The sequence below is a fragment of the Mesorhizobium sp. ANAO-SY3R2 genome, assembly GCF_042466635.1.
In the GTDB taxonomy this organism is placed as follows: Bacteria; Pseudomonadota; Alphaproteobacteria; order Rhizobiales; family Rhizobiaceae; genus Aminobacter.
Genome location: NZ_CP159955.1, coordinates 190,408 through 204,196 on the forward strand (window position 1 = coordinate 190,408; position 13,789 = coordinate 204,196).

Consider the following 13,789-nt stretch of genomic DNA (forward strand, 5'->3'; position numbering starts at 1 on the left):
CTCGACCTCCTATGCCGGAAAGTTCGCAAACGGTACGGGAGAGCGCGAGGCTCAAGCCGAACCGTTTCGCCAGCCTCGCGGCGGCGATTTCCGTTGCACTGATGCTGGGGGTGAGGTAGTTCTGAGCCGCTACAGCTTTAGAGACTACCGGCCCGCCGTTCCCGAAGATTGAGCCCTTCGGGGCGGCGGTTTCGTTATGGAGATGCATTGGCTACACCTCCGACACGGGCGGCAGGCCCTCGATGTGCTTGCGCAGGCTGTCGGCCATGATGAGCGTGCGCCGGCCCTCCTTGCGGGCCTCAATCTTCCTTTCCTTGATAAGCTGGTAGAGCTTCGTTGGCCCGAGGCCGCTGGCCGCCGAGGCGTCTTTGATAGTCAGCGAAATCGCTGTCATGCGCCGTTCTCCTTTCACCATCGTTCACCAGTGGGTGCGGTGAACGTGAGTGAAGGTGGACGCGAAGGGCTGGATGGTCACTTTGCATCTAGGGCATGCCCAAAATGCCCAATATGCCCAAAATGCCCAGCCTCTAGCGGCGCTATTTGCGCCGACCGCAGGCTCTAAGGATGCTTTCGCGACTGGGATATGGCGAGCCCTTAGGGAAGGAGTCTTGTACTATCTTGACCACCTCTCCATCAGAATACTGCCCAAGCGGTGGTTGACCGTCCGGAGGAAATAGCTCCAAAAGTGCCCTCCTCGCCTTTTCTTGCTGTGGACTGCGCTTTGACTGCCTACTGGTTGGGCTCTCTCCTTCCAATGCAGACTCGGGAGCGGTATTTGCCGGCCAATGCGCGAAGACAAAAGCTGTCGGCAACCTCACCCCGTCCCACCGCAGGTCGCCCACATATACGCTTCCGCCGTCCTCGCGTTCCTCGCCGTCATCGACGGGTGAGAAAGCTGGGTCATTGGTGCCCCCCCTATTCATCCTGGCCCAAATGCCAGATGGCAGGCTTTCATAAATGCACGGGCCGTTGGCAGGATAGCCCTGCACATCTTGGGCAGTAGCATCGAGGCAGTCGAATAGTTCCCGTTCATCCGCGTCCCACTTGGCCGCCAAGTCCGCGTCCTCAATTGGTTCGCCCCGCGCCCCGATCCACTCAATGGCCTGCCCGAGAAACAGGAATGGGAGCCCCCGAATATCTTCAATGTGTACATGGTAGATGCTCGGTGCCGAGTCCGACGCAGCGTTACTTTCCGGCCCGGAATAGCTTGCTGGTGGCGTAGCCAAAGCTTCCAATTCGGCACGCCCCACGAAAAGCCACCACTCCGGTATATCGGCGAGAGGATGCCATCGCCGTGGGATGACATTCGCTGGAGCGCGAAAGAAATTACTGAACCATCCCTGATAAGCGTGGGTATTCCACGCTTCAGCCGGCATGGCCTCAAAACGCCCGTCACTATGCTGCAAATAGGCTACCAGCCTGCCAAACGCACAGTGCTCGCGGATCTGCGCCGCGACCCCGTCAAAATGGGGGGATGCTCGAATGTCTTTGGCTTCCGCAGGCCAATCTGCTTGTCCGCGTCCTAGCAGATCAACAGCGCGGGCCATAAAAACATGCCTGGGCGCATCAAACGGCCATTTCTCCGGGGTCGACCAGAGCTTTTGAAGCTCTATCCGCTGTCGGTCTTGGGACCAAGAATATGCCAACGCTGCACCTCGCGCGATGCACCCAAATGGGCCCGCTGGGAAACCGGGAGGTGCTGCCCCGGCTTATCGGATGGCCGTCCTATCCCAGCGAGTTCGATTATGCCCCTCGCAGCTTCACAACCTTCCCGCGTTCGGCGTCTACAAGGGGTACCACGGCGGCGGCGGTCAGGTCGTCCAGCGCATTGACGATGGCCGACGCATAGTGCCGCTCAATCATCTTGTCGGAAGTGTCGTGAAGCTGCGCCACCAGCCGCACAGGAAGCGCAGCCCGCAAGCCCCGAACAATAGACGAATGGCGCAGCGCATAAGGCACGGTATCCGTGGGCAGGCCAGCGCGCTCGACGATGGCCGCCCAGGGCCGTGTAAGTTCGGCAGATGATTTCCAAGCGGCGCGGCTATCGGGAACCCATGTCGCTGGCTCTCCTCGCCCCTGACTTTCCTGTCGATGACGCCAGCGCTCAAGCAGCGGATCGGCAGGCCGCCGCCCCGCAATGGCTGGCCTCAGAGCTTCGATGACATCCGCCCCAACCCGCATACCGATATGCGTTGCGCGCTTCTGGCCGCGCCCCTTTCGGGAAGTGGGGACCATAAGGCGCGATTGCTCGGGCTGCACGTCCCCAACCTGGAGTCTGCGAACCTGAGAGAAGCGCGCGCCAGTCGCGGCGAGCACGACCACCAGGCGGAACAAGTCGCCTGACCATTCCTCGGTATCGTCAATCGCCCTCGCGGCATCGATGATGCGGCGAACATCGGCGTCCGGGAGCGCAGCACCGTCTCGGGCAGCTGTCGGTTCCGCATCCCCGGCTTTGAGGCCAAGCTTGACCGTTGTCAGATAGGTGGCCGGCAAGCGCTTCAAGACCTTGGCCGGAATCCCATTGAGCGCAGCCCTCAAGTCATTCACGATCCGCCGCACGGTGGAGGTGGCGAGCTTACCCGGCAACCCCTCGCGCCAATCGCTCAAGTCCTCGTCAGAGAGAACGTCAAGCCGGCGGTCCGCTATCGCGTGCGAAAGAACATGAAGGGCGAGCCTGCCTTGCGCGTCATCGGGGCGCCCGCCATCCTGCTTTTCCGCCCTGGCTTTCCGGATGGCAGCGTATGTCTCGATCGCTTGCCGAACGGTTGGGATAGGCTCTTTGCCGGCGTCGCGCTGCTTCTGGCGTTCCTGCTCGACGTGGCGCGCAGCCTTAGTCTTCGCCTGCTCGAAATTGAGTGTCTCGACACCATCGGCTGAAATTCCGTCATCCGCAGCCCCAAGACCATCCTGTTTGTATCGCCCATCGGGAAGCCGCCAGCGGACAAGCCAGCGGCCGGCGCGCTTGCCCCTGCGATATCCCAAATGCACGTCAGCACTGACGCCACGCCAATGGACGCCCTCGGGTAATCCCTTGCGGGCGTTGGGCGTGGTCAATGGTGCCTCGCGCAGCGTCTTGGACATTGCCTTAGACCTATATCGTCAAATATGCGTCAATTATACAGCCGCGCGCATTGGCGAACAATGGTGACGAGCGCTAACCCAACAAGAGAATTAACAGAGAACATACGAAAAACAAAGGCGGGCAATGGCGACGACATAGCATGGTGGTTGATATATTGGCTTCGCCCTCTCACGGCGCAAACAGGGGTTCGATTCCCCTTGGGCGTACCAAGCTTTTTCTTCTACGTTGCTGGATTTTTGCTAAGCGTCTAGAGCGCAGCAATCGCTTCGTCCGGCTAGCTTGGCCTGCCCGACACCCGACGGTTGAAGCCGTCGGGTTGGAGTGCGACAAGGGGGCAGAGAGGGACGGGCCCATTCAACATCAGGTCGCAGATATCCAGGTTTCGAAAGCTTGCGGTCGCGAGGCAATGCTGCCGCGTCTGGTGGCGTTCGTCCTGGCATGCGCGCTGCTGCTCCTGCCTCTGGCTGGGATTGCGGAGCATCTCGATACCGGTGACTGGCAAGGCCAGAAAACGGGTATCGACGCGGCTAGCCCCGTCCTTGTCCTGTCGAATCACGACACCGCGCAAGTTGCCCTGCGCAACGCCGAGGCCAAGCACTCCGGCAAGACGGCGGGCGGTGCAGGCAAGGCGACGTTCGGGTTCTTGGCGCGGCTGCCCGAGCCGCAACTCGGCCGCCTGGTTTCCCGAATTCCGCACGACGCGGGTTTACCGCAGCAGAGTTTCCTCGCCTTTTCGGCGCGCGCCCCGCCGCGGCAGGTCTAGCGCAACTTCCATCAACGCCGCGCATATGCGCCTGACGACCGGTGATGGCCACCGGCAGCGCCTTTGCGTCGCAGCTAGACTTCTTGCCCGAAGAGGGAAAATCCAATGAACGAAAAACAGACGACGCCCCCCAAGGGAGCCGAATTCGCTGGAAGCAAGGAAGCGGCGAAGGGCTGGATTCTGATCCTGCTCATGATCGGCGCAGTCCTCGCAGCAGGGTATTTCTATACTCATTGATGCAGCTCAATTGCGCCTGAACCCGTTGCCTGGCGGCGGGTTCAGGTCGCGTCAAGCTGGTGCCGATGCACCAGGCCCCAGACTTCCTCATCTAGGGAGCTTTCCGGCCGGGAGTGACCGGGAGAACTCCACGCCGTCGACGACGAGTAACTGCGGCGCGGGTGCTGCGGCGATACGTTTGATACCGTCGTTGCAGACAAAGAGCGGCCAGCCCGCATCGAGACAGTCAATCTCCGCAAACCAGTTGCCAAGACGGTCGGTCAGGCTGAGGTGCAGACGGCCGTTTTGCAGGCGGCGCGCATGCGAGCCGTTGGCCGCCGTCCAGGTCCATGGTCCGCCGAGTGGCGGCCTGTCGAACATGACAAAGGGATAGAGCCGGGGCGGCAGACGTTCGATCTCGACCGCCGTGCGGTAGCGCATCATAGCGGTGACGTAGTCAGCGGCGATCGCCGGCCATCGGGCGTAGAGCGTGGTGAGGCCATGCTGGCGGGCGTCGACAAGCAAGGAGCGGCCGGAGGTACTTGCGCCCGCCATGATCGGCGAGGCGGCAAGCGCCACAAGGCTGATGGCAAGCGCCTGGGCAAGCCGTCCCATTTCCCTGCTCCCCCTGAATTGATGCACGCGGACGGCCACCATGCCTCTTGGCCGCATTGTGCATCTGCCGATCAGGACCATAGCACTAGACAAGCGGCGGGTCGTTTCAGCCCTCAAGTCCGTGCCATGATCGTTTCGGCTTTGAGTTCCTTGTCGTCATTCACCAGGCGAAGCGATGCCTCCATCAATGGTCAGGCGGCGGCGTTCTTTGCCCGGAACCGGGGCACGCTTGCCAGCAGCAGCTGTTCGTCACGCACGCCGGAGCGGTAAAGGGCAATGAGGGTCCTCGCAATCTCGCTCGCCCATACCGAACTCGGGTCCTCGCCGCGCTCGACGCAGATCTGGTCGAAGACGCGCTGGAGCAGGGCGAGATCCCTGGGGTAAATCGGAGAGTTGGGCTGGGTGAAAAGCAAGTGCTCCATAGTCTTCTCCCATGGCGTGACTCTGCTAGTGACCAGTCACAATTCGCAAAGATGGATGCCGCACGCGTAGCAGCCAAGCATGCCAAACTTCCAGTCAAAGTCCGATTGGGGATACCTCTCGCCGGGCAGAGCACGGGCCAAGTTTTGACCAGCCGGACAAATCGCCGAATGCTGCCACGTCTTGCATAAGAACCCGCGCCCGCATGAACTTGTCTTTCGGGTTGAAAGGGCCTCTGTCACAACAAAAACGAGGCCACCCTACCGTTGCCTCGGCAAAGCTTGCTCCACAACCTTGGCTGTGTCGAGTCACTCTGGGTTGCATCGGGATTGCGGGCAACCCGACCAAGGGCAGAGCGAGGCTTGCCGTATGGGCGCGGTGGAGGCGGTGTATGTCCTGTGCCGGAGGACGCGATTGATGCCGGTGGCGAGGGCTGAATCTGACACCGCCAAGCTTTACGAATTTTTCACGATAGGGCCGCAGCATTCGTATGCGCAATGTATCGAGTGCGCGTCTTCGGCAACGCCCGGCGGGCCATTTCCGCCCGCCGGTGCGCCACCGGCGCTGCCGGCGCCCTTTCCAATCGCCCCGCCTTGACTTAGCGTAGCTGCAGGTTCGAAGGTCGTGTCGAGGCAGCCTGCGGCATGGCTCCAGGCCTGAGTGGAGGGCTTATCGCGTGTCTGAAATGACCATCATCGTCGAGTTCGAAACGCTGGACGGCGCCGAGCCGCAATTCCTCGAGCTGATTTCGGAACATGCGCGGGCCACGCTGCAAGAGGAGCCGGGCTGCCTGCGTTTCGAGGTGGTGAAGCCGGTCGAGCCCGATGGTACGCCGATCCCCAACAAGGTGATGGTCAACGAACTCTATGCAGATTTGTCGGCGGTGGCCGCACATGAGCGCAGTCCGCGCATGCCGGACGTTCAGGCGGCGATTTCACCGCTGCTCAAATCGCGCCGGCTGATCCTCGCCGCATCGCTTGCCCTGAAGGTCCCCAATGGCGGCATGCGGCCAGAGGAACTCAACGCCACCAACGACGATTGAGCTCCTGAAGCGCAACCGCGCATTAAGGTTAGTGGGTCGTTAATGCTTCTCCTGCATGCTTCGTTGCGGCGGGCTGCGGAGGGACGGCCTGCCCATTGACGCAGGGCTGGACGGGATGCGGAAATATCTGGGGCCGGATGCCAACGATCCGGTCAGGGGCGTGGCCGATGGCCGCCGGCATGTCGCCGAAAGGGCTGCGTCATCGCTTGGCGCCGAGGCCAACCTTACCTGTGCCGATCTCGAACGCACCATTGACTCCATGAACATGGGGGTCGTGCTGGTCGATGCCGACCTCACGGTGCTGTTCGTCAACAAGGCCTATTGCGCGACGTGGAATGATATCAAGGCCGACCAGATTTCGGCTGGCTGCAGCTTTCGGGACATGATGGAACTGCAGCGCGCGAATGGCGCGTACGCCATCTCTGACGCGGAATGGGCTGGCTACGTCGCCTCGCGCGAGGCGGAAATCCTTGGCGGAGACGTGGCGCCGCGCGAATTCGGCCGCGTCAAGGGCCACACCTTGATCTACTCGGTGACCGCACTTTCGGGCGGCAAGCGGCTGGTCAGCTATTGCGACATCTCGGAGATGAAGCGCCGCGAGGACGAGGCAGCCGAAGCGCTGGAGCGGTCCAGGCTGGCGGAAACCGTCATCGACGGCGTCCGCGACCCGATGTTCATCAAGGACGACCAGCTGCGCTACGTCATCGTCAACGAGGCCTTCGCCCAGATCTTGGGAACGCGGCCCGAATTCATGGTCGGAAAACGCGCTGAGGATTTTCATCCCGCAGGTGACGCCCGGCAGTTCGAGCAGTCCGAGCGGCATGTGCTGCGCACCGGCGAACGCTACGAGGTCGAGGAGGATTTCGAGGTCGCCGGCATCGGGCGCTGGCGGATCATTCGCAAGCACCGGGTTTCGACCGACAGCGGCAAGCACTACGTCGCCGGCTTCATCTTCGACGTGACCGAACTGAAGCGCCGCGAGGCCGAAGCCGTCGATGCCCGCCGAAGGCTGGCCGCCGTGCTGGAGGCGTTGCCGGCGGGCGTCATCATCTATGACCGCGACGACAGCTTCGTGTTCGCCAACGACAAGCTCAGGGGGGCGCTGCCAGCACTTGCGCCGGTCCTGGCCCAAGGCGGTTCGCTCCGGGACAGCCTCGTTCTGGCCCAGCGGTCCGGCTACTATCGGGATACCGGAGACGCCGATCTCGATGCGCTCTACGACGCCGACCCAGAAGCCTGGATCGAAGGCATGACTGCCCGCTACCATGCTACGCAGGCCTTGCGCGAGCGGCGCAATCCCGACGGTCGCTGGTATCAGGTCTATGACCAACGGCTGGCCGACGGAACCTATGTCGGCGTGCGGGTCGATATCACCGAGCTCAAGCAGCGCGAGCGCGCATTGCAGGAAAGCATGCGCGAGAACGAAGTGTTCCGCAGTCTGATCGACAACGTGCCGGTGTCGATCTACGCCAAGCGCGAAGACCTGAAGCTGATGTATGTGAACCAGGGGTGGTGTGAGCTAACCGGCTATTCCAAGCATGACGCCATCGGCAAGACCGACGCCGAGGTCTTCGGCCCCGAAGGCGAAGCTTTCATGGAGACCGACCGCGAGGTCATGCGCAGTGGCGCCACCATCGAGGTCGAGGAAACCGCAACGGAAGCCGACGGTTCGACACGCCACCAGTTTGCCCGCAAGGGCGCGATGGTGGCCTCCGACGGCTCGTATTATCTGATCGGCTCGACCACCGACATCACCGAACTCAAGCAGCGCGAGAAGGAACTGGGAGAGGCGCAGCGCCGGGCCGTGCTTGCCGACCGCGCCAAGTCCGAGTTCCTGGCCAACATGAGCCACGAGATCCGGACGCCGATGAACGGCGTGCTCGGCATGGCGGAACTGCTGGCCAAGTCGGATCTGAACCCGAAGCAGAAGACCTTCACCGACATCATCGTCAAATCCGGGAACGCGCTGTTGACGATCATCAACGACATCCTCGATTTTTCGAAGATCGACGCTGGCCAGCTGGTACTCGATCCCAGCCCGTTCAAGCTGTCGGAGGCGATCGAGGACGTCGCCACGCTGATGTCGACCAGGGCCAAGGAGAAGGACCTCGAACTGATCGTGAGGGTGCAGGCCGATCTGCGCCATCTCTATGTCGGCGATGTCGGGCGGATCAGGCAGATCATCACCAACCTGCTCGGCAATGCGGTCAAGTTCACCGATGCCGGCCATGTGCTGATCGACGTGGCCGGCGAGGCCGAAGGCGATGTGACGAAGCTGCGCTTCGAGGTCACCGATACCGGCATCGGCATCCCCGAAGGCAAGCTCAAGCTGGTGTTCGAGAAGTTCAGCCAGGTCGACGCGTCCTCGACCCGCCGCCACGAGGGAACCGGCCTCGGCCTCGCCATCACCTCGCGCCTCGTCGAGTTGATGGGCGGCACGATCGGCGTCGAGAGCACCGAGGGCGTGGGGTCGACCTTCTGGGTGACGTTGACGCTGCCTAATGCGGGAAGGCTGGAGACGCGGCCGGCAGCTCTCGTCGATGTCAGCGGCGCGCGCGTGCTGATCGTCGACGACAACGCCGTCAACCGCACGATCCTGACCGAGCAGATGACGTCGTGGGGCTTCGATTCCTGTGCGGCGTGCAGCGGCACGGAGGGGCTTGAGGTGCTCAAGGCCGCGGACGCGCTCGGCGTCAAGGTCGATTGCGTCATCCTCGACTACCAGATGCCGGGAATGACCGGGGCCGAGATGGCGCGTATCCTCAGGCGCACTCCAGGTATCGCCGACACCCCTGTTGTCATGCTGACCTCGGTGGACCAGTCGCTTTCGGGGCCGTCGCACGGCGACCTTGCCCTTGACGCTCAGCTGATCAAGCCGGCGCGTTCGTCGGCGTTGCTCGAGGCGCTGGTGGCTACGATTCAGAAGCGGCGTGCGCCAAAGCTCACCGCGGCGCAGGCGGCGGAGGCGGAAATGCCGGCTAGCCCTGTTGTAAAGGATGCCGGCAACGTCACACGCCTGCACAATGGGCAGCGTCCAGCGGGCGAGGGGGGGCTGGACATACTGGTCGCCGAGGACAATGAGGTGAACCAGATGGTGTTCAGCCAGATCCTCGCCGAGACCGACCTGTCCTTCGAGATCGTTGCCAACGGCCGCAAGGCGGTCGCCGCCTATGGCGAGCGCCAGCCGCGGATGATCCTGATGGATGTCTCGATGCCTGACATGAACGGGCTCGAGGCGACCAGCGAAATCCGCAAAGCCGAGCGCGGCACCGGCACCCGCGTGCCGATCATCGGGGTTACGGCACACGCGCTGAAGGGCGACAAGGAACGTTGTCTCGAAGCGGGCATGGACGACTATCTGCCCAAGCCGATCAGCCCGCGTGCCCTGCTGGAAAAGATCGAGCGCTGGTCGTGGACTGGCGAGGCACGTCGCGGCGCGGGCTAACCCGAATCCTTCCAATACTGTGGAAATGTGACAGACAGCCGTGCGAAACTATGGTTGCCCGCTAGGCGGGCGGCTTGCTTTCGCGGGCCTTCTGTTGTTTGCCTCGCGCCGGAAAGCAGCGGCCTCGCAGACCCTTTGCGGCTATGCACAGCGACCGTTACCGGGGTGACATGAAACTGTCATCCAACTGTAATAGAGGGGGGCTATTGGCTCACCGGGCGCCGAAGAAAGGCGTCATACGAGATACTCCAAAAGGAGCAGGCCCCAATGAAAAAAGCTCTTCTCACCGCGTCGGCCGCGGCCTTCGCGATTGCCGCCTCGGTAGGCTACGCCTCGGCTCGTGATCAGGTCCAGGTCGCAGGTTCTTCGACCGTTCTGCCTTATGCCAAGATCGTCGCCGAACATTTTGGCGAGACCTTCTCGAACTTCAAGACCCCGGTCGTCGAGTCGGGCGGTTCGGGCGCCGGCATCAAGGAATTCTGCAAGGGCGTCGGCGAAAACACCATCGACATCGCCAACTCCTCGCGCGCCATGAAGAAGGACGAGCTCAAGTCCTGCGTCGACGCCGGCGTCAAGGACATCCAGGAAGTCAAGATCGGCTATGACGGCATCGTCTTCGCCACCGACATCAATGGTCCGGACTGGGCGCTGACGCCGGAAGACGTCTACAAGGCGCTGGCCGCCAAGATCGTCGTCGACGGCAAGCTGGTCGACAACCCGAACACCAAGTGGAACCAGGTCAATTCGAGCCTGCCCGACTGGGACATCGCCTCCTACATTCCGGGCGAGAAGCATGGCACCCGTGAGGTCTTCGAAGAGAAGCTGCTGATCGCCGGCTGCAAGTCGCTTGGTGGCGTCGAAGCCGGCAAGGCGTCGGGCCTCGACGACAAGGCCGCCGAAGCCGCCTGCAAGGCGGTGCGCAAGGACGGCAAGGCTGTCGACATCGACGGCGACTATTCCGAGACGCTGGCCCGCATCGACAGCAACAAGACCGGCGTCGGCGTGTTCGGCCTGGCCTTCTACGAAAACAACGCCGACAAGCTGAAGGTCGCCACCGTGGGCGGCGTGACGCCTTCGGTCGAGACCATCGCCAAGGGCGAGTATCCGGTTTCGCGTCCGCTGTTCTTCTACGTCAAGAAGGCGCATCTCGGCGTGATCCCCGGCCTCAAGGAATATGTCGAGTTCTTCCTCGACGACCAGATGGTTGGTCCGGAAGGCCCGCTCGCCGACTACGGCCTGGTTGCTGCTCCCGATGCTGAGCGCGCAGCGCAGCGCGACGCCTTCGAAACCGGCAAGACCATGTAACTACCGAACTGCCGTGGGGCGCCGGAAAGGCCGGCGCCCCACGGAACCCTGCCTGGCATCCTGCCGGGCATTCGACCTGAACCCACCGAGGCCGGCCCATGTCATTCCTGCTCGTCTTCGCAATCGTTCTCGCAATCGGCCTCGCAGCCTTCGTGCTCGGCCGGCAGAGGGCGCGCGCGCAGGACGATGGCACGGTCAAGCCGCACTCGCGGGCGCACTACCATGGCTGGTGGGCGTTCCTGACGGCCGTCATTCCGGCCGTGCTGTTCCTCGCCGCCTGGGATACGGGCGCGAGCGCCTATCTCAACCGCCATATCCATTCGGCCCTGCCTGCCGATGTCGCCGACGGCACCGTCGCGCATGAAGATCTGGCGGCGGGCCTGGTCAAGAGCCTCGCCGGCGGCATGCGCCGTCTCGACGCCAAGGACCTCGCCGCACTGCCTTCGAGCTTCGCCGAATTGCAGCCGAAGCTCGCCGCCAAGGGCGTGGCTCTTGCGCCCGATACGAAGGACTACATGATCCCGATCGCGGCGGAAGCAAACCGCGTCTCCGACCGACTCGATCTGATCGCCGCAATCGTGTCGATCGGCCTTGCCCTGGTGGGCGCCGTCTATGGGCTCAGCCGCATCAGCCCGCGCTCTCGCGCCCGCAACAATGTCGAGAAGGTGATGCTGTGGGGGCTGCTGGGCGCCTCGACCATCGCCATCCTGACGACGATCGGCATCGTGCTGTCGATGCTGTTCCAGACCATCGCCTTCTTCGAGAAGGTGCCGATGACGAGCTTCTTCTTCGGCACGGTGTGGGATCCGCGGTTCGCAGCCGCCGGCTCTGGCGGCGCGGAGGGCCAGTTCGGCCTGATCCCGCTGCTCGCCGGCACGCTCTACATTGCCTTCGTCGCTCTTTTGGTCGCCGTGCCCGTCGGCCTGATGTCGGCGGTTTACATGTCCGAGTACGCCGCGCCCAAGGTGCGGGCGGTGGTCAAGCCGGCGCTGGAACTGCTCGCCGGCATCCCGACCATCGTCTACGGTATCTTCGCGCTCGTCACGCTGGGGCCATTCCTGCGCGACATCAGTGCTGCCCTTGCTGGCGGAACGCCCTTCATCCAGGCGCAGTCGATCCTGACCGCCGGCCTGGTGATGGGCGTGATGCTGATCCCGGTCGTTTCGTCGCTCTCCGACGACATCATCACCGCCGTGCCGCGCGCCATGCGCGACGGCTCGCTCGGCCTGGGGGCCACGCGCTCCGAGACGATCAAGCGCGTCATCCTGCCCGCCGCCTTGCCTGGCATTGTCGGCGCCATCCTGCTCACCGCCTCGCGCGCCATCGGCGAGACGATGATCGTGGTTCTGGCGGCCGGCGTCGCGGCCAATCTGACGCTCAACCCATTCGAGGCGATGACGACCATCACCGTCAAGATCGTCAACCAGCTGACCGGTGACCTCGAGTTCAACACGCCGCAGACGCTCGTCGCTTTCGCGCTCGGCATCACGCTTTTCGCGCTGACCTTGGTGATGAACATCGTCGCGCTCTACATCGTCCGCAAGTACCGGGAGCAGTACGAATGAACGAACTTGCGATCGACACGCTGACCACGGCGCAGGCGCGACCGCGCCGCGACATCGGCCTCAAGAAGCGCTACGCAGCCGAGCGGCGGTTCCGTCTCTACGGCGTGCTCGCCATCGCGATCGGCCTGACGTTCCTCGCCATCATGCTGACCTCGATCATCTCCAAGGGCTATACCGCCTTCTGGCAGACGACGGTGACGCTGCAGGTCGACTTCGACGAAAAGATCATCGACCCGAACAACAAGCGGGCGACCGATCCGAATGTGCTGGTCACGGCGAACTATCCCAAGCTCGCCGAGACCGCGCTGATCCAAAAGCTTGGCATCGACCCGAACGACAAGGCCATGGTGCGCAAGCTCAAGGGTTTCCTGTCCGACGGCTCGCGCGTGCAGCTCAGGGCGATCGTCATGGCCGATCCCTCGGTCATCGGCACCGTACAGGAAGTCGACATCCTGGCGGCCGCCAATCTCGACTCCGCCTACAAGGGCCAGATCGACCTCTCGGTGCCCGAAAGCCGCCGCAAGGTCTCCGACCAGCAGGTCGAGTGGATGAACAAGCTCAAGGCCGAAGGCGCCATGAGCGAGCACTTCAACACCGGCCTGTTCAGCTTCGGCGCCTCCAGCCGGCCGGAAACCTCGGGCGTCGGCGTCGCTCTCATCGGTTCGTTCTACATGATGGGGATCGTGCTGTTGCTGGCGCTGCCGATCGGCGTCGCCGCTTCGATCTATCTCGAGGAGTTCGCCAAGAAGAGCCGCTTCACCGACCTGATCGAGGTCAATATCAATAACCTCGCCGCCGTGCCGTCGATCGTCTTCGGCCTGCTCGGACTGGCCGTCTTCATCAACTTCCTCGGCCTGCCGCGCTCGGCTTCCGTCGTCGGCGGCCTGGTGCTGACGCTGATGACCTTGCCGACCATCATCATCGCGACGCGTGCGGCCCTTGCCGCGGTGCCGCCGTCGATCCGCTCGGCAGCGCTGGGTCTCGGTGCGTCCAAGATGCAGATGGTGTTCCAGCACATCCTGCCGCTCGCCGCCCCCGGCATCCTGACCGGCACGATCATCGGCCTGGCGCGCGCGCTCGGCGAGACGGCACCCTTGCTTCTGATCGGCATGGTCGCCTTCGTCGCGGACTATCCCAAGACGCCGTTTGATCCGGCAACCGCGCTGCCTGTACAGATCTACATGTGGGCCAACGAGGCCGAGCGCGCCTTCGTCGAGCGCATGTCGGGCGCAATTATCATCCTGCTGGTCTTCCTGATGGCCATGAACATCGTCGCCATCGTCCTCAGGCGGCGTTTCGAGCGGCGCTGGTAGGCGTGGACAAGGGGCACATAGCT

General features: G+C 63.0%; 12 protein-coding genes and 1 tRNA gene. 8 read left to right on the top strand and 5 right to left on the bottom strand.

The window, feature by feature from the left end; translation table 11 throughout:
• Positions 1-211 precede the first annotated feature (211 nt).
• The 3 genes from ABSY17_RS05695 to ABSY17_RS05705 all read right to left on the bottom strand — a co-directional run bounded on the left by ABSY17_RS05695 (position 212) and on the right by ABSY17_RS05705 (position 3,081).
• Positions 212-394, bottom strand: a complete 183-nt coding sequence (locus tag ABSY17_RS05695) for a helix-turn-helix domain-containing protein (RefSeq protein ID WP_378947806.1) — start codon at positions 392-394, stop codon at positions 212-214.
• A gap of 142 nt (positions 395-536) precedes the next feature.
• Positions 537-1,547: a hypothetical protein gene (locus ABSY17_RS05700; protein WP_378947809.1), complete on the bottom strand. Its 1,011-nt coding sequence runs from the start codon at positions 1,545-1,547 to the stop codon at positions 537-539.
• Between the two features lie 196 nt (positions 1,548-1,743).
• On the bottom strand, positions 1,744-3,081 hold the full coding sequence (locus ABSY17_RS05705) for a tyrosine-type recombinase/integrase (RefSeq protein ID WP_378947812.1): 1,338 nt from the start codon (positions 3,079-3,081) through the stop codon (positions 1,744-1,746).
• 130 nt (positions 3,082-3,211) lie between these two features.
• Between ABSY17_RS05705 and ABSY17_RS05710 the strand changes: the two genes are divergently transcribed.
• From ABSY17_RS05710 to ABSY17_RS05720, 3 genes are all read left to right on the top strand, one after another.
• A tRNA-Glu gene (locus ABSY17_RS05710) sits at positions 3,212-3,291 on the top strand.
• 197 nt (positions 3,292-3,488) lie between these two features.
• Complete coding sequence (locus ABSY17_RS05715; protein ID WP_378947815.1) at positions 3,489-3,845, top strand: hypothetical protein; 357 nt, start codon at positions 3,489-3,491, stop codon at positions 3,843-3,845.
• Positions 3,846-3,950: 105 nt separating this feature from the next.
• The gene (locus ABSY17_RS05720; protein ID WP_378947817.1) at positions 3,951-4,082 is read left to right on the top strand and encodes a hypothetical protein; all 132 of its coding nucleotides are present in this window, start codon (positions 3,951-3,953) and stop codon (positions 4,080-4,082) included.
• An 87-nt stretch (positions 4,083-4,169) separates the two neighbouring features.
• Here ABSY17_RS05720 and ABSY17_RS05725 read toward each other — a convergent pair whose 3' ends face one another.
• On the bottom strand, positions 4,170-4,676 hold the full coding sequence (locus tag ABSY17_RS05725; RefSeq protein WP_378947820.1) for a hypothetical protein: 507 nt from the start codon (positions 4,674-4,676) through the stop codon (positions 4,170-4,172).
• A gap of 191 nt (positions 4,677-4,867) precedes the next feature.
• Positions 4,868-5,098 (bottom strand): hypothetical protein, encoded by a 231-nt coding sequence (locus ABSY17_RS05730; protein WP_378947822.1) that lies wholly within the window; start codon positions 5,096-5,098, stop codon positions 4,868-4,870.
• Positions 5,099-5,781: 683 nt separating this feature from the next.
• On the opposite strand from ABSY17_RS05730, the gene ABSY17_RS05735 reads away from it, so the two are divergent.
• The 5 genes from ABSY17_RS05735 to pstA all read left to right on the top strand — a co-directional run bounded on the left by ABSY17_RS05735 (position 5,782) and on the right by pstA (position 13,766).
• Positions 5,782-6,138, top strand: coding sequence for a putative quinol monooxygenase (locus ABSY17_RS05735; protein ID WP_378952447.1), 357 nt, complete (start codon positions 5,782-5,784; stop codon positions 6,136-6,138).
• A 115-nt stretch (positions 6,139-6,253) separates the two neighbouring features.
• A complete protein-coding gene (locus tag ABSY17_RS05740) occupies positions 6,254-9,583 on the top strand; it encodes a response regulator (RefSeq protein ID WP_378947825.1) in 3,330 nt (1,109 codons plus the stop codon).
• A gap of 267 nt (positions 9,584-9,850) precedes the next feature.
• Entirely contained in the window at positions 9,851-10,888 is a 1,038-nt protein-coding gene (locus ABSY17_RS05745) for a PstS family phosphate ABC transporter substrate-binding protein (RefSeq protein WP_378947828.1), read from the top strand.
• 98 nt (positions 10,889-10,986) lie between these two features.
• On the top strand, positions 10,987-12,453 hold the full coding sequence (pstC, locus tag ABSY17_RS05750; RefSeq protein ID WP_378947830.1) for a phosphate ABC transporter permease subunit PstC: 1,467 nt from the start codon (positions 10,987-10,989) through the stop codon (positions 12,451-12,453).
• Positions 12,450-13,766, top strand: a complete 1,317-nt coding sequence (pstA, locus tag ABSY17_RS05755) for a phosphate ABC transporter permease PstA (RefSeq protein ID WP_378947833.1) — start codon at positions 12,450-12,452, stop codon at positions 13,764-13,766. The genes pstC and pstA overlap by 4 nt, the downstream gene beginning before the upstream one ends.
• The last annotated feature ends 23 nt before the right edge of the window (positions 13,767-13,789 follow it).